We start from the raw sequence: 15,814 nt of genomic DNA on the forward strand, positions 1-15,814 counted from the left end.
GGAGCCGAAACATGGCCGAGATTACCGCTGCCGCTGTCAAGGAACTGCGCGACCGTTCGGGCGCGGGCATGATGGACTGCAAGAAGGCGCTGACCGAATCCAACGGCGACATCGAAGCGGCAACCGACTGGCTGCGCGCCAAGGGTCTGGCCGCCGCGCAGAAGAAGTCGAGCCGTACCGCTGCCGAAGGCCTGGTCGGCGTGGCCGTCGCCGGGACCAAGGGCGTCGCCGTCGAAGTGAACAGCGAAACCGACTTCGTTGCGAAGAACGAGCAGTTCCAGGACTTCGTGCGCACCGTGTCGGCCATTGCGCTGGACACCGGCGCAGCTGATGCCGAAGCGCTGACCGCTGCGGCCTATCCGGCCGGCGGCACCGTCGCTGAAAAGCTGGTCGCCAACATCGCCACCATCGGCGAGAACCAGAATGTCCGCCGCGTGGCGCAGGTCGAAGTGAGCCAGGGCGTCGTCGTTCCCTACGTCCACAATGCCGCCGCACCGGGCCTGGGCAAGATCGGCGTTCTCGTCGCGCTGGAAGGCGATGCGCCTGCCGACGTGCTGGAGCCGCTGGGCAAGCAGCTGGCGATGCACATCGCGGCGGCTTTCCCGCTGGCCCTGTCTGCCGACGACATCGATCCCGCGCTGCTGGAGCGTGAGCGCGCGATCGCCGCTGAAAAGGCCGCCGAATTGGGTAAGCCTGCCGAAATCGTCGCCAAGATGGTCGACGGCGCGGTCGCAAAGTTCGCCAAGGAGCAGGCGCTGCTGTCGCAGCTGTTCGTGATGGACAACAAGACCCCGGTCGCCGACGTCGTCGCCAAGGCGGCAAAGGACGCGGGCAAGTCGATCACGCTGAAGTCCTATGTTCGCTTCCAGCTGGGCGAAGGCATCGAGAAGGAAGTCAGCGACTTCGCGGCGGAAGTCGCGGCCGCCGCCGGCGTCTGATCGCTTCAGCCTGAAGGTTCCTTAAAGGGGGAGCGCTCGCAAGGGCGCTCCCCCTTTTTCGTGTTTGCGCACCGTTGCATCTTGCCGATCATGCGGCAGCCATACTGGATCGCGCGCGTGGCGGCGTCTGTGGTCGATTATGCGTGTTTCCTTGATGATGCGGGGGGTGGAATGGCGGTTCGTAGGGTTTCTCTGGGGTTGGTGTCTGTTCTTCTGGTCTGTTCGGCGCCCTTGCTGGCGCAGGGTGGGATGGGCGGCGGCGACATGGGTGGCATGGGCAGCGGCGGCATGGGCGGCGGCGGTATGCAGGGCGGCGGTATGCAGGGCGGCGGGGGCAGGCCCGGCGGCGGCGGCGGACCGCCGCCCGGTATGGACGGTCCGCGTCCGCCACGGCCGCCCAAGCCGATCAAGCGCGAGCAGTTCGACAAGCTGGTGACCGGCATGTTCCGCCAAGCCGATGGCAATCGCGACGGGATGGTGACGATCGACGAACTGCGCGCGCTGTTCGAAGCGCGGCGCGGGGCGATCATCCGGGCGCGGTTCGAGAAGATCGACGCGAACCACAATGGCGCGATCGGCTTGGACGAATTCAGCGCCTGGCAGATGCAGATGGGGTCGCTCGCTTCGTCCGACGGCGCGGCGCTGGGCGATCGCAATGGACCCATTGCCGAAGTGATCATGCCGGATGTGGGCGACGATCCCGGGGAGGCAGGGCTGGCGATGCTGATCGAGCCGCTGAGCGTGGCGGTGATCACGCAGGCCAATGCCAATTATGATGCCGGGCTGTCGCTGGACGAACTGCTGGCCTATGAAGGCAAGCGGTTCGACGCGGCGGACGCCAATCATGACGGCTGGCTAACCATGGACGAATTGCGTCCGCCCCGTGGTCGCGGGCCGGGGCCGATGGGTGGTCCACGGCTGCCTTGTCCCGTAGGCCAAGCCTGCTGATGGGGTGATGGCGGCGCTTAAGCGGCGCTGTCGGAAAGCGGATGGCAGGGGCGTTGCGGCGTGGTAAATCGGCGCGGGGATGGCCGTCGGGCGGGATAGTGTTGCATTTGGCGACAAACGCCCCTTCACATCGGGGCCGCGCGCCCCTAATGTCCGCGCCGCTTTCCCTGCCCATCACAAGGATTCTTGCCCCGCATGACCCGGCCCGCCTTCAAGCGCATCCTGTTGAAATTGTCCGGCGAAGTGCTGATGGGGCAGGGGCAGTTCGGCATCGAGCCGGAAACCGTTGCGCGTGTCGCGGGCGAGATCGCCGCGGCCAAGGATGCGGGCTTCGAAATCTGCGTCGTCGTGGGCGGGGGCAATATCTTCCGTGGCCTGGCGGGCGCGGCGGCGGGTTTCGACCGGGCGAGCGCCGACTATATGGGGATGCTGGCGACCGTGATGAACGCACTGGCCGTGCAGAATGGGCTTGAAAAGCTGGGCTACGACACGCGCGTGCAGTCGGCGATCCCGATGGCGTCGGTGTGCGAACCCTATATCCGCCGCAAGGCCGAGCGGCATATGGAGAAGGGCCGGATCGTTATCTTTGCCGCGGGCACCGGCAGTCCCTATTTCACCACCGACACGACCGCAGCGCTGCGCGCGGCCGAAATGAATTGCGACGCGCTGTTTAAGGGCACCAGCGTCGATGGCGTGTATAATGCCGATCCCAAAAAGGTCGAGGATGCGGTCCGTTATGACGAGATCAGCTTCGACCAGGTGCTGAACGATAACCTCAAGGTGATGGACGCCAGCGCCATTGCCCTGTGCCGCGAAAATAATATTCCCATCGTCGTGTTCAACATCCGTGAAACCGGTAATCTGGCCACCGTGCTGGCCGGACAGGGTGTCGCGACGATCGTCCAGAATCAGGAGCGTTAAACATGGCCCAATATGACAAGTCCGACCTTGAACGCCGCATGGCCGGCGCGATCGAAGCGCTGCGCGGCGACCTGACCGGCCTGCGCACCGGGCGCGCCAATGTGCAGTTGCTCGATCCGGTGATGGTCACCGTCTATGGCTCCAACATGCCGCTCAACCAGGTGGCGACCGTGTCGGCGCCCGAACCGCGCATGTTGTCGGTGCAGGTGTGGGACAAGAGCAATGTAGGGCCGTGCGACAAGGCGATCCGGTCGGCGGGCCTGGGCCTCAATCCCATCGTCGACGGGCAGACGCTGCGCCTGCCTATCCCCGATTTGACGGAAGACCGCCGCAAGGAACTGGCGAAGCTTGCCAGCAAATATGCCGAAGGCGCGCGCATCGCGGTGCGCAACGTCCGCCGCGATGGCATGGACAGCCTGAAGGCCGACGAGAAGAAGGGCGAAATCAGCGAGGACGAGCGCAAGCGCCTGGAAACCGAAGTGCAGAAGATGACCGACAGCACGATTTCGGACATCGACGCGCTGGCGACGTCGAAGGAAAAGGAAATCCTCGGCCAGTAAGCCGGGGCTTTCCTTTCGCGGCCAAAGCACGCATGTCTTTCTGATGGCCACACAAGCCAAGCCCGATCTGACCAGCGTTGCGTCCGCCCATGGCGCGCGTCATGTCGCCATAATCATGGACGGCAATGGCCGCTGGGCCAAGAAGCGGCTGCTGCCGCGTATCGCGGGGCACCGCGCGGGCGTGGAAGCGGTGCGCAAGGTGGCGCGTGCGGCGCAGGAGCTGGGGCTGGAATGCCTGACGCTCTATGCCTTTTCATCGGAAAACTGGAAGCGGCCGGCGAGCGAAGTCGCCGACCTGATGGGGTTGCTGCGCCATTTCATCCAGTCCGATATCGATGAGATGCACGCCAATGGCGTACGATTGCGGGTAATCGGCAATTATCGCGCGCTCGATGCGTCTTTGGTGACGCTGATCGACGCGGCGGTGGCGCGAACGGCGGGCAATGGCGGGCCGATCGTCGCGATCGCACTCAACTATGGCGCGCAGGACGAAATGGTGCGCGCAGTGCAGGTGCTGGCCGCGCGGGCCGCCACGGGCGAGATCGCGGCCGAGGCGATCGGCGCGGCGGATATCGACGGCGCGCTTTATACCGCCGACCTGCCGCCGCTGGACCTGATGATCCGCACGTCGGGCGAGCAAAGGCTGAGCAATTTCATGCTGTGGCAGGCGGCCTATGCCGAACTCTATTTTACCGACATGCTGTGGCCCGATTTCGATGGCCGGGCACTGGCCGGGGCGCTGGACGCCTTTCGCTTGAGGGACCGCCGGTTCGGCGGGGTGTGATCTGACATGACGAGCGAATTGCGGACCCGCAGCGTCGTGGGCATGGCGCTGATCGCGGTGGCGCTGGGCGCGTTGCTGGCGGGCGGCTTTATATTCTGGATGCTGCTGGTGGTGGCAGGCGTGTTGATGCAGGGCGAGTGGGGCGACCTGACCGGGGCGACGCGCGAGCAGCGCAAGGCGGCGATGTTCGCCGTGTCGATCCCGCTGGCGCTGCTGTGCCCGCTGGCGGCGGGGATCGACTGGCCGGTGCTGATCGCGGCGGCGGCGGCGTTTTTCTTCGTGCTGTTCACCAGCCGCAATATGAATCTGGCGCTGGGCATTCCCTATATCTGCCTGCCGATCGTGGCGCTGATGTTCCTGCGGGGGCAGGCGCCCTATGCGTTCGGGCTGTTGCTGGCTTTGTGGGCGCTGGGGCTGGTGTGGGCGACGGATATCGGCGCCTATTTTGCGGGGCGTTCCATCGGCGGACCGAAGCTGGCGCCACGGATCAGTCCGTCCAAGACCTGGGCGGGGTTGGCAGGCGGCGTGATGGCGGCGCTGATCCTGGGGTTCCTGCTGCATCGTTTCGGCGGGCTGCCGATCCAGCTGGCGGCGGCGAGCGGCGTGTTGGCGGTGGCGGCGCAACTGGGCGATTTGCTGGAAAGCCATATGAAGCGCCGGGCGGGGGTGAAGGATAGCGGCACGCTGCTGCCCGGCCATGGCGGGGTGATGGACCGTCTGGATGGGGTGGCGACCGCCGCGCCGCTGGCGGCGTTGCTCTATCTGATGCTGGGGCAGGGCGGATGAAGCGGGTTTCGATCTTTGGCGCGACCGGATCGGTGGGCCTGTCGACGCTGGACCTGATCCGGCGCGAGCGCGATGCCTATGGCGTAGTGGCGCTGACCGCGAACAGCGATGTGGACAGTTTGGCGGCCCTGGCGCGCGAGACGGGCGCGCAGGTCGCGGTGATCGGGCAAGAGCGGCTTTATGGCGCTTTGAAGGACGCGTTGGCCGGGTCCGGCGTGGAAGCGGCGGCGGGCGAAGAGGCGCTGGTCGAGGCGGCGGCGATGGACGCGGACTGGACGATGGCGTCGATCGTGGGCTGCGCCGGGTTGCGGCCGACCATGGCGGCGTTGAAGACCGGGCGGACGGTGGCGCTAGCGAACAAGGAGTCGCTGGTGTCGGCGGGCGGGCTGATGATGCAGGCGGCGACCGCGTCGGGCGCGACACTGCTGCCGGTCGATAGCGAGCATAATGCGATTTTCCAGTGCCTTGCGGGTAGTAGCTTAGAGGATGTCGCAAGGATTACCCTGACCGCGAGCGGCGGGCCGTTTCGCACGCGCAGCCGCGCTGAGATGGCGGATATCACCGTGGCGCAGGCGGTGGCGCACCCCAACTGGTCGATGGGCGCGAAGATCAGCGTCGATAGCGCGACGATGATGAACAAGGGGCTGGAACTGATCGAGGCGGCGCACCTGTTTCCGGTGGGCCTCGACCGGATCGAGATACTGGTCCATCCGCAGTCGGTGATTCACTCGATGGTGGAATATCGCGACCGGTCCACGCTGGCGCAGTTGGGATCGCCCGATATGCGCATTCCGATCGCCCATGCGCTGGCCTGGCCGCAGCGTATGGCGACGCCGTGCCAGCCGCTGGACCTAGCACGCATTGGCAGGCTCGATTTCGAAGCCCCTGATACGGAACGCTTTCCTGCGCTGCGCCTGGCGCGGGCGGCGGCGGAAGCGGGCGGGGCGACGCCTGCGATCCTGAATGCCGCCAACGAAGTGGCGGTCGCGGCTTTCCTGGCGGGACGGATCGGCTTCCTTGATATCGCCATGATTGTGGAGGATGTGTTGAATTGTTATAGCGCGGCGACGCCCTGCGTTATCGATGATGTGCTGGCGGCTGATGGCCGGGCGCGCATGGAGGCGGGCCAAGTGATGGAAAGAATGACGGCTTGATCCACAATCCCGGTTTCCTGTTGACCGCGCTCGCCTTTGTGGCGGTCATCGGGCCGCTCGTCTTCGTGCATGAGCTGGGCCATTATCTGGTCGGGCGCTGGTGCGGGGTGAAGGCGGAGGCTTTCTCCATCGGCTTCGGGCCGGAACTGTTCGCCTGGGTCGACAAGCGCGGCACCCGCTGGCGCGTCGCAGCGCTGCCGCTGGGTGGCTATGTCCGCTTCAAGGGCGACATGAACGCAGCGAGCATGACCGATCCGGCCTGGCTGGAAATGTCGGCGAAGGACCGGGCGGAGAGTTTTCCCGCCAAGCCGTTGTGGCAGCGGGCCGCGATCGTGGCGGCGGGGCCGGCGATCAATTTCCTGTTCGCGATCCTGATCCTGGCGACCTTCGCCTTCGTGCATGGCGAAAGCCGTACGCCCGCGGTGGCTGGAATGGTGCAGCCGGCCAGCGCGGCGGCGGCGGCGGGTTTGGTCGCGGGCGACCGGATCGTGTCGCTGGGCGGGCGCGAGATGGCGACGTTCGACGACATCCGCCTCTATGCGCAGATTCGTCCCGGCGAAGCGGTGGCGATGGTGATCGAGCGCGATGGCAAGACCTTCGCGCGGGACGGGAAGATCGGCAGCGTCACCGAGGATGACGGGTTCGGCAACAAGTTCCAGGTCGGTCGCCTGGGCCTGGCCCCCGGCGATCCGGTGGTGGAGCCGGTGAGCCTGCTGCGCGCGCCGGTCGTCGCGGTCGAGCGGGTCGGGCAGATCGTGCGGACGATGGTCGAAACGATGGGGCAGATCGTCAGCGGCGGTCGGTCGGTCAAGGAACTGGGCGGGCCACTCAAGATCGCGCAGGTTTCGGGCCAGGCGGCGACGCTGGGCATCGAAAGTTTCATCTTCTTCGCCGCGCTCATCTCGATTAATTTGGGGTTCATCAACCTCTTGCCAATTCCCATGCTGGATGGCGGGCATCTGCTTTTTTACGGGATAGAGGCGGTACAGCGGCGACCGGTCAGTGCGCAGGCGCAGGAATGGGCCTATCGTTCGGGGCTGGCGGTGCTGATGGCGATGATGCTGCTGGTGACTTTCAACGATTTATCGTCTTTCGGTCTGTGGAAGAGCCTGTCCGGCTTGATCGGTTGACGCGCTTCGGGCAGGGAAGCCCGGTTTGGCGTCGTCTGTGTCGGCGGAAACAATGTATCTGAGTTTTTGAGGTGATGCGGGTGACAGCGATAAAGAGCAGCAACAGGCAGCGCCCGATCGTGGGAGCCTTGCTGGCGACCACGATGATCGCGGGCCTTTCGGCCGTCCCGGCGATGGCGCAGCAGGCACCGGCCGCTGCGACCCCGCCCGCCGCGCCGCTGGCTGCGCCCGGTGTGTCCGCGGGAACGAACATCGGCACGATCCGCGCGATCACGGTCGTGGGGACGCAGCGCCTGGAGCCGGACACCATCCTGTCCTACACCAAGCTGCGCATCGGCCAGCCCTTCAGCCAGGAAAGCCTGGATCAAGGGCTGCGCGACCTGTACGAGACGGAGCTGTTCGCCGACGTCCAGATCCGCAACGACAATGGCGCCCTCACCGTCGAGGTGAAGGAAAACCCGGTCATCAACCGTATCGTCCTGGAAGGTAATAAGCGCCTGAAGGAAGACAAGATCCGGCCGGAAATCAAATTGGCCCCGCGCCAGATTTATACCCGGTCGAAGGTGCGCGCCGATGTCGCCCGGATCGTGGAACTCTATCGCCGCCAGGGCCGCTTTGCCGCGACGATCGAGCCGAAGATGGTCCAGCTGGACCAGAACCGCGTCGACATCGTGTTCGAGATTTCGGAAGGGCCAAAGTCGAAGGTCCGCCAGATCAACATCATCGGCAACGACAAGTTCAAGGACGGCGAACTGCGCAGCCAGATGGTGACCAAGCAGTCGCGCTGGTTCCGCGTTTTTTCGTCGGGCACCAGCTATGATCCCGATCGCCTGGCCTATGACCAGCAGAAGCTGCGCCAATTCTACCTGACCGAAGGCTATGCCGATTTCCGCGTGATTTCCGCGGTGGCCGAACTGACGCCGGACAAGCAGGACTTCATCATCACCTATGTGGTGGAGGAAGGCGATCGCTATAAGTTTGGCGATGTGAAGGTCGAATCCGACATTCGCGACCTGTCAGGCGAATCGCTGACCAAGCGCCTGCCGATGAAGAAGGGCGACTGGTACAACGCCAAGCAGGTCGAGGACACGGTCGATACGCTGAGCGAGACGGCTGGCCTGTTCGGCTATGCCTTTGCCGACGTGTCGCCGGACTTCAACCGCGACAAGGAAACGCTGACGATGGGGATTAATTTCCGCATCGCCAACGCGCCGCGCGTCTATGTCGAGCGGGTCGACATCAACGGCAATACGCTGACGCAGGACAAGGTCATCCGCCGGGAGTTCCGCCTGGCCGAAGGCGATGCGTTCAACAGCTTCCAGGTCAAGCGGTCGAAGGACCGGATCAATTCGCTGGGCTTCTTCCAGGAAAAGCTGGACGTCGAGCAGAAGCCGGGTTCCGCGCCCGACCGCATCGTGCTGGAAACCAATGTGCAGGAAAAGTCGACCGGCGAATTGTCGCTGTCGGCCGGTTTCTCGTCGCTGGAACGCTTCATCGTGTCGGCGTCGATCACGCAGCGCAACTTCCGCGGCAAGGGCCAGGAACTGCGCACGTCGGTCAATTATTCGGCCTATTCCAAGTCGGTCGAGGTCGGGTTCACCGAACCCTATTTCATGGACAAGAATATCGCGCTGGGCGGCGACATCTATCGCCGCGATCTCAACAGCTTCCAGTATCTCAACAATAATGATCGTAACACGACCTACGAGCAGACGACGACCGGCTTCCAGATCCGGGCGGGCGTGCCGATCACGGAATATATGTCGCTGGCGTTGCGCTACAGTCTCAACTTCGACGATGTGACGCTCGACAAGGGCACCTATTATACCGATAGCAACAATGACGGCATCTTGGGCAATAGCGCGGATGATACGTGCGATCCGTTGCGGTCGGGGCGGTATCTTTGCGATGCGATCGGCAAGCGGACGACATCGTCGGTCGGCTATTCGCTGATCTACGACACGCGCAATAATCGCATCCGTCCGACGCGCGGCCAGAATGTCACGCTGAGCCAGGATTTCGCTGGCCTTGGCGGCGACGTGAAATATGTCCGCACCGTTTTGAAGGCGTCGAAATTCGTGTCGCTGGGCGGTGGCTTCATCTTCTCCCTGTCGGGTGAGGGCGGCTATATCCACAGCCTGGAAGGCACGCGCCGGGATTCCACCGGTGCGGAAGTCGATGCCGTTCGTTTGACCGATCGCTTTTTCCTGGGCGAACCGCAGTTCCGCGGCTTCGATATTCGCGGCGTTGGTCCACGCGTCGTTCGTCGCTATTACAGCACGACGGTGACCAACGGCGTAGTGACCGGCACCGAAACTACAGGCAATAATAACAGGTCGGATGACGCTCTGGGCGGAAAGATCTACTATCTGACTCGTGCCGAAATCGAGATTCCGCTGGGTTCGGGAGCACGTGAGATGGGCCTGCGTCCGTCGATCTTCATGGATGCGGGTGCCGTGGCTGGTTTGAAGAACCCAGGCCTTATCAACGGCAACGGCCAGTTTGCCGGCTATTGTTCGGCAACCGGCCTGACGACGATCAGGGCGACCGGCACAGCCGCCAGTCCTGTTTGCCCGGCAAATTATGTCGCGGCGAGCGATTTTGCCGTGTCCAGCGGCTTTGTGGAACAATATCTCGGCGACACGCTCAAGCCGCGTCTGTCGGTGGGCTTTGGCGTCAACTGGAACTCGCCGTTCGGCCCGTTCCGGATCGACATCGCCAAGGCTCTGTTGAAAGAACCAGGGGACGACAACAAGCTCATTACCTTCAACGTAGGGACTCAATTCTGATGAAGACCATTTTCAAGGCCGCGGCGCTGGCGTTCGCGCCCATGACCGCTATCGCGCTGACCGCCGTTCCGGCTGTCGCCCAGACCAAGTCGGGCATCGCCGTCGTCGACCTGGAGGAAGCCGTCGCCAAGAGCACGGCCTTCACCACCGCGATCACGCAGATGCAGACCACCTACAAGCCGCAGATCGACGCGATCAACACGCGTCGCACCGCGATCGAAACCGACCTTAAGACCAAGGGCGACGCGTTGCAGGCCGCGCTGAAGGCGGCAGGCAACAAGCCGACCCCGGCGATCGAAACCCAGTATCAGCAATATCAGCAGGCGCAGCAGAATGCGCAGGGTGAATTGCAGCGCATGGGCCAGCCGATCAGCCTGGCGCGGGCCTATGTCGAGGAACAGATCGTCGCCAAGCTGGACGACGCGCTGAAGGCCGCGACCGCCAAGACCAAGTCGGAAATCGTGTTCAAGAAGGCCGCGACCGAAAGCTTCGGCGCGGGCGCGGACATCACGCCGGCAGTCATCACCGAACTGAACGGCCTGGTCCCCAGCGTATCGATCACCCCGCCTGCCGGTTGGCAGCCCGGTGGCCGTCAGGGCCAGCCTGCCGCCGCCCCCGCTCCGGCGACCCCGGCGCAGGCGCCCAAGTCGCGCTGATAAAAAATGACGGGAGAGGTTGAAACGACCGCGCGTGGCCCGATGGATATCCGTCGGGTCATGGCCGCGCTGCCGCATCGTTACCCGATGCTGCTGGTCGATCGCGTGGTGTCGCTGGTGCCCAACCAGTCGATCCATGCGATCAAGGCGGTGTCGGTGAACGAGCCGTTTTTCCAGGGGCATTTCCCGACCCGGCCGATCATGCCGGGCGTGTTGATCGTGGAAGCGATGGCGCAGGCGGCAGGCGTGCTGGCGGTGGATTCGATGAATCTGGCCGATTCGGGTAAGCTGGTTTATTTCATGAGTATCGACGGCGCGAAGTTCCGCACGCCGGTGGAGCCGGGCTGCCTGCTCGACCTACATGTGGAAGTGACGCAAATGCGCGGCGCGGTCTGCAAGTTCAGCGGCAAGGCGCTGATCGAAGGCAAGCTGGCGGCGGAAGCGCATTTCGTCGCGATGATCAGCGATCCGCCCAAGGATTGAGGCAGCTTATTCTTTCCCTGTAAAGGGAAGGAGACCATGAAGTGATGCAGGGGGTAGGTCGCGCTGGTCGCATCGACACTGCGACCTACCCCTCCGTCTGGCCTTCGGCCAGCCACCTCCCCTGCCAGGGGAGGAGTGAGTTGGCTCTTCATGTCCGCTTATTTCTTGCCAAGGCGCGCCGAACCCGCTAACGGCGCGCCTTCGCTATTTTTTACGCATCCACAGCCGGTCGGAACCGGCACTTTACGGAGCATATGCCATGAAGGCCGATACCCACCCCGCCTACCACATGATCACCGTCCAGATGACCGACGGCACGACCTTTCAGACCCGTTCGACCTGGGGCAAGGAAGGCGACACGCTGGCGCTCGACATCGATCCCAAGTCGCATCCGGCCTGGACGGGCGGCAACCGCCAGCTGGACACCGGCGGCCAGGTGGCACGCTTCAACAAGCGTTTCGGCGGTCTGACGCTGAAGAAGTAATCGGCCTTTCAAGGTTGGACGAAAGGGTGCCTGCGGGTGCCCTTTTTTGTGTCTTGCGCGGATGGGCGGGCGCCACAAAAAAAGGCCTCCAGCTAAAAGCTGGAGGCCGAGGTTCAGGGGAGGAGTCAGCGGCGACAGAGGGGGTTCTGTGTAGGGATGCCGCTGACAAGGACGGGTTTAGATGCGGGATGATGCAGGGGAATGTCGATATGTGTCCGGAAGGGGGGTGTGGGTGAAATTATTTGGCAGGGATTGGCGGTGAGTCCCGGTCGGGAACATTTCATACATCCCCCTCCCGTTTACGGGAGTTAGGGGGTGGGCTTGCCCGAGGTTGCACAGGCCCACCCCGCTGCGACTAGGGTCTGCTGCGCAGCCCCAAGTCTCGCTACCCCTCCCGCTTGCGGGAGGGGAATGAGATAGCGTTATTCTTCGGCCGCCCGATCCGCGTTCAGGAACGCCGCCACGTCGTCCAGCGCCACGTCCTTCGACAGGAAGGTCTGGCCGATGCCGCGGGCCAATAGGAAGGGGAGGGTGCCCGCCGCCATCTTCTTGTCGTGGAGCATATGGCCGACCAGTGCCGCGCCGTCCGCGCGGACATGGGCGGTGGCAAGGTCGTGGGGCAGGCAGACGGCCTTGAGATGCGCGGTCACGCGGCAGGCGTCTTCGTCGGCGCACAGGCCGAGGCGCGCGGAGTAGCGGAAGGCGAGGGCCATGCCCGCCGCGACGCCTTCGCCATGGAGCAGCGTGTCGGAAAAGCCGGTATCGGCCTCCAGCGCATGGCCGAAGGTGTGGCCGAGGTTGAGGAGAGCGCGGCGGCCGGAGGTTTCGCGTTCGTCATCGGCGACGATGGCGGCCTTCGCCTGCACGCTGCGTTCGATCGCATAGGTGCGCGCGTCCGGGTCGCCGGCTAGCAGCGCGGCCGCATTGGCGTCGCACCAGGCGAAGAAGTCCGGGTCGTCGATCAAGCCGTATTTCACGACTTCGGCATAGCCAGCGCGGGTTTCGCGCGGGGGCAGGCTGTCGAGGGTCGAGGGGTCGATCAGCACCAGGGCGGGTTGGTAGAAGCTGCCGATGAGATTCTTGCCCGCCTTGGCATTGATCGCGGTCTTGCCGCCGACCGAGGAATCGACCTGCGCCAGCAGGGTCGTGGGCAACTGGATGAAATGGCAGCCGCGCTTGAGGATCGAGGCGGCAAAGCCGACCAGATCGCCGATCACGCCGCCGCCCAGCGCGACGATATGGTCGCCGCGCTCGATTTCCAGGGCGAGCAGCGCGTCCAGCAACTGTTCGAGGTGACGCCAGCTTTTCGTCTGTTCGCCCGGCGGCAGGATGATTGGTTCGACGGCGATGTTCGCGGCGCGCAGGCTGGCGTCGAGGCGCGGCAGTTGCGTGGCGGCGACATTGGCGTCGGTGACGACGACCATGCGGCCGTTGCGCGCGCAGGGGGACAGGATGTCGCCCGCGCGGTCGAGCGCGCCCTGTTCGATCAGGATGTCGTAGCTGCGCGCACCCAGCGCGACGCGGACTAATGCCATGCGGTCAATTGCTCCATGATGCGTTCGACCGCGACTTCATGGGGAGCCGCGATGCTCTTCACATGAATGGGGGCGAGCGCGTAAACGGGATTGCGCACCGCGGCCAGCTCCGTCAGCACGGCGCGAGGATCGCGGCCCTTGAGCAGCGGGCGGCTTTCGCGGCGGGCAACGCGATCGACCAAAATCTCGATATCCGCGTCCAGCCAGATGGCAGTAGCCGCCTCCAGGATCAGGCGGCGGGTTTCATCCTGCATGAAAGCGCCGCCGCCGGTCGCGATCACCTTCGGCGCGCCGTCCATCAGCCGGGCTATGACGCGGCGTTCGCCGTCGCGGAAATAGGATTCGCCATAGCGTTCGAAAATCTCGGTCACGCTCATGCCCGCGGCCTTCTCGATTTCCTCGTCGGCGTCGACGAAATGGAGGCCCAGACGCGCGGCAAGGCGGCGGCCGACCGTGGATTTGCCCACGCCCATCATCCCCACCAGAACGATGGGACCGCGCCGGGCCTGGCTATCCGGGATTTTGCTGTTTCGCTGCATGGCTTGCGGGGCTATACAGCCAGCCGTCACAGAGGCAAATCGCATCTTTCTTTGTCGTCCGGCATGTCAGTCGGCCCGTTATAGCCAAGGATCTATGAAGAATAATCGCAACTTCAGCAGTTTCGAGGGCGGTAACCGTCGTCGTGGCTCCAGCCTGCCGATCATCCCCATCGTCCTGATTGTGCTGGTCATCGCCCTGTTGGCCTTTTTCTGGTCGCGCGGTGGTGAACAGCCGCAGCAGCGCGTCGAAAAGGTCATCCCTGCCGAGAAGCTGGGCCAGTAAGGCGGATGCGCTGGCCGCGCGGTAACGCGAAATGGGCGGTGGGCACCTTTGCGCTGGCGCTGGCGTTGCCGGTCGTCGCGCAGCAGGCGCCCGAATCGCTGTTGCCGCCCGGTTTCGGTGACGCGCCCGAAGCGCCCGCCGCCCCGCCGCCGGTACGGCCTGCGCCCAGCGCGCCATCCACGCCGGGTGCGCCCGCCGTGCCGATGGTACAGCCGCTCAACCCCGCGACGCCGCCCGACCTGTCGCTGGCGGCGGACAATGGCGCCGAGCAGCTGACGCCGGAAGAATTGGCCGCGCAGAAGGCGAAATATGACCTGCCCGACACGGCGCGCCGGTCGCTGGACCGGATCGGTCCGCTGACTCCGCAGACGCGGGGCATGGAGCCGGACGCCTTTGGCGGGCAGTCGGGCAAATATCTGGCCGCGCTGATGCGCGAAACGCATGCGCCGATCGTGTCGCGGTGGGCCTCCATCCTGTTGCGCCGGGCGCTGTTGAGCGCGGTGGATACGCCGCGCGACATCGACGGGGCGGACTGGGCGGCGGAACGCGCCTGGCTGTTGCTGCGCATGGGCGAAGCAGACAATGCACGGCTGATGGTGCAGAGCGTCGATCCCGACCGCTATTCCCCGCGCCTCTATGCGATCGCGATGCAAACCTATCTGGCGACCGCCGATCCGGCGGGGCTGTGCCCGCTCTCGGCCGGGGCGCTGCGGTTCAGCAAGGAGCCGGGCTGGGACATGACGCGGGCGATCTGCCCGGCGCTGTCGGGCGATCAGGGCACGGCCAGCGGCGCGCTCAACCAGGCGCAGCGCAAGGGCGTGGTGCGCGGGATCGATTATCGGCTGGCCGAAAAAGTGGTCGGCACCGGATTCAATGCGCGCCGGTCGGTGAAGATCGAATGGGATGGCGTCGATCGCCTGACCGCCTGGCGATTCGGGCTGGCGACGGCGCTGAACGTCGAGATTCCAGAGACGCTATACGGCACGGTCGGGCCGCATGTGCGCGCATGGGAAGCGCGCGCGCCCGCGCTGACCGCGTTGAAGCGGCGGCCGGGGGTCGAGATTGCGGCGCGGCTGGGCGTGTTGTCCAACGCCGCGCTGGTTGGTTTTTACGGGCAGGTCGGCACCGATGGCGATGCGCCCGCCGACATGGCCGACCGGGTCAATTCGTTGCGCACGGCCTATAGCGGGTCGACCGTGGGCGACCGGATCGGCGCGATGCGCAACTGGTGGAAGGACAATGCCAAGCCCGACTATCTGGGCCTGATCGCGACGGCGAGGGCCGCTGCCGCGCTGCCGGTGGCGCAGGCCGATGCGCAGGATGCGGCCAATCTGGTCGCGGCCATGTTGACCGCCGGTTATGATCGCAATGCGGCGCGCTGGGCGCGGGCATTTGGGCAGCTGGACGGGGCGGGCGCTTCGCAATTCTGGGCTTTGCTGGCGGTTGGCGCGCCAAGCCCGGTGGTGGAAATCAGCAGCAGCCGCGTGTCGGACTATGTCGGCGACGTGGGCGCGGACAAGGGCCGGATGCTGATTGCGGCGCTGGCGGGCCTGTCGCGCCTGTCGGCCGGGGACGCGGCATCGCTGGCGCAAGATAATGGCTTTGCGCTGGACGCCAACAGCCGCTGGGCGCGCGCGATCGGTGCAGCGGCGCAGCGGGGCGAAAAGGGCACGGTCGCGCTGCTGGCGGCGGTGGGGATGCAGGGCAGTGACTGGAGCCGCTTGCCCGCGGGTCACCTCTATCATGTCGTCGCCGCGCTGCATCGCGTAGGCCTTGATCCCGAAGCGCGGATGATCGCGGCCGAGGCGATCAGCCGGACCTGAT

Annotated in this window: 16 protein-coding genes; 14 read left to right on the forward strand and 2 right to left on the reverse strand. The window is 65.0% G+C overall.

Annotated features, from left to right (window positions below; genetic code table 11):
• Window positions 1-11: 11 nt before the first annotated feature.
• From tsf to rpmE, 12 genes are all read left to right on the forward strand, one after another.
• A complete protein-coding gene (gene tsf, locus U5A89_RS08340; protein WP_338160708.1) occupies window positions 12-938 on the forward strand; it encodes a translation elongation factor Ts in 927 nt (308 codons plus the stop codon).
• A gap of 201 nt (window positions 939-1,139) precedes the next feature.
• On the forward strand, window positions 1,140-1,886 hold the full coding sequence (locus U5A89_RS08345) for an EF-hand domain-containing protein (protein ID WP_338162981.1): 747 nt from the start codon (window positions 1,140-1,142) through the stop codon (window positions 1,884-1,886).
• A gap of 195 nt (window positions 1,887-2,081) precedes the next feature.
• The gene (gene pyrH, locus U5A89_RS08350; protein WP_338160709.1) at window positions 2,082-2,807 is read left to right on the forward strand and encodes a UMP kinase; all 726 of its coding nucleotides are present in this window, start codon (window positions 2,082-2,084) and stop codon (window positions 2,805-2,807) included.
• Window positions 2,808-2,809: 2 nt separating this feature from the next.
• Entirely contained in the window at window positions 2,810-3,367 is a 558-nt protein-coding gene (frr, locus tag U5A89_RS08355; RefSeq protein ID WP_338160710.1) for a ribosome recycling factor, read from the forward strand.
• Between the two features lie 43 nt (window positions 3,368-3,410).
• Complete coding sequence (locus U5A89_RS08360) at window positions 3,411-4,151, forward strand: isoprenyl transferase (protein WP_338160711.1); 741 nt, start codon at window positions 3,411-3,413, stop codon at window positions 4,149-4,151.
• A 6-nt stretch (window positions 4,152-4,157) separates the two neighbouring features.
• Window positions 4,158-4,937 carry a phosphatidate cytidylyltransferase gene (locus tag U5A89_RS08365; RefSeq protein WP_338160712.1) on the forward strand — a complete coding sequence of 260 codons (780 nt, stop codon included), beginning with the start codon at window positions 4,158-4,160 and terminating at the stop codon, window positions 4,935-4,937.
• Window positions 4,934-6,091, forward strand: coding sequence for a 1-deoxy-D-xylulose-5-phosphate reductoisomerase (locus U5A89_RS08370; RefSeq protein WP_338160713.1), 1,158 nt, complete (start codon window positions 4,934-4,936; stop codon window positions 6,089-6,091). The genes U5A89_RS08365 and U5A89_RS08370 overlap by 4 nt, the downstream gene beginning before the upstream one ends.
• Window positions 6,088-7,221, forward strand: a complete 1,134-nt coding sequence (gene rseP / locus U5A89_RS08375; protein WP_338160714.1) for an RIP metalloprotease RseP — start codon at window positions 6,088-6,090, stop codon at window positions 7,219-7,221. Before U5A89_RS08370 ends, rseP begins: the two co-directional genes overlap by 4 nt.
• Window positions 7,222-7,295: 74 nt before the next feature.
• Complete coding sequence (gene bamA / locus U5A89_RS08380; protein WP_338160715.1) at window positions 7,296-10,010, forward strand: outer membrane protein assembly factor BamA; 2,715 nt, start codon at window positions 7,296-7,298, stop codon at window positions 10,008-10,010.
• The gene (locus U5A89_RS08385; RefSeq protein ID WP_338160716.1) at window positions 10,010-10,666 is read left to right on the forward strand and encodes an OmpH/Skp family outer membrane protein; all 657 of its coding nucleotides are present in this window, start codon (window positions 10,010-10,012) and stop codon (window positions 10,664-10,666) included. Before bamA ends, U5A89_RS08385 begins: the two co-directional genes overlap by 1 nt.
• 6 nt (window positions 10,667-10,672) lie before the next feature.
• Window positions 10,673-11,149 carry a 3-hydroxyacyl-ACP dehydratase FabZ gene (gene fabZ / locus U5A89_RS08390; RefSeq protein ID WP_338160717.1) on the forward strand — a complete coding sequence of 159 codons (477 nt, stop codon included), beginning with the start codon at window positions 10,673-10,675 and terminating at the stop codon, window positions 11,147-11,149.
• Window positions 11,150-11,408: 259 nt separating this feature from the next.
• Entirely contained in the window at window positions 11,409-11,633 is a 225-nt protein-coding gene (gene rpmE / locus U5A89_RS08395; protein ID WP_338160718.1) for a 50S ribosomal protein L31, read from the forward strand.
• Between the two features lie 422 nt (window positions 11,634-12,055).
• On the opposite strand, the gene aroB is transcribed toward rpmE, so the two are convergent.
• Window positions 12,056-13,168 carry a 3-dehydroquinate synthase gene (aroB, locus tag U5A89_RS08400; RefSeq protein ID WP_338160719.1) on the reverse strand — a complete coding sequence of 371 codons (1,113 nt, stop codon included), beginning with the start codon at window positions 13,166-13,168 and terminating at the stop codon, window positions 12,056-12,058.
• Window positions 13,159-13,707, reverse strand: coding sequence for a shikimate kinase (locus tag U5A89_RS08405; RefSeq protein ID WP_338160720.1), 549 nt, complete (start codon window positions 13,705-13,707; stop codon window positions 13,159-13,161). Before U5A89_RS08405 ends, aroB begins: the two co-directional genes overlap by 10 nt.
• Before the next feature lie 94 nt (window positions 13,708-13,801).
• Between U5A89_RS08405 and U5A89_RS08410 the strand changes: the two genes are divergently transcribed.
• Together U5A89_RS08410 and U5A89_RS08415 are read left to right on the forward strand one after the other, a co-directional pair.
• Window positions 13,802-13,990 carry a hypothetical protein gene (locus U5A89_RS08410; RefSeq protein WP_338160721.1) on the forward strand — a complete coding sequence of 63 codons (189 nt, stop codon included), beginning with the start codon at window positions 13,802-13,804 and terminating at the stop codon, window positions 13,988-13,990.
• Between the two features lie 5 nt (window positions 13,991-13,995).
• Window positions 13,996-15,813 carry a hypothetical protein gene (locus U5A89_RS08415; protein ID WP_338160722.1) on the forward strand — a complete coding sequence of 606 codons (1,818 nt, stop codon included), beginning with the start codon at window positions 13,996-13,998 and terminating at the stop codon, window positions 15,811-15,813.
• Window position 15,814 lies beyond the last annotated feature (1 nt).

Source organism: Sphingobium sp. HWE2-09, assembly GCF_035989265.1.
Classification (GTDB): Bacteria; Pseudomonadota; Alphaproteobacteria; order Sphingomonadales; family Sphingomonadaceae; genus Sphingobium.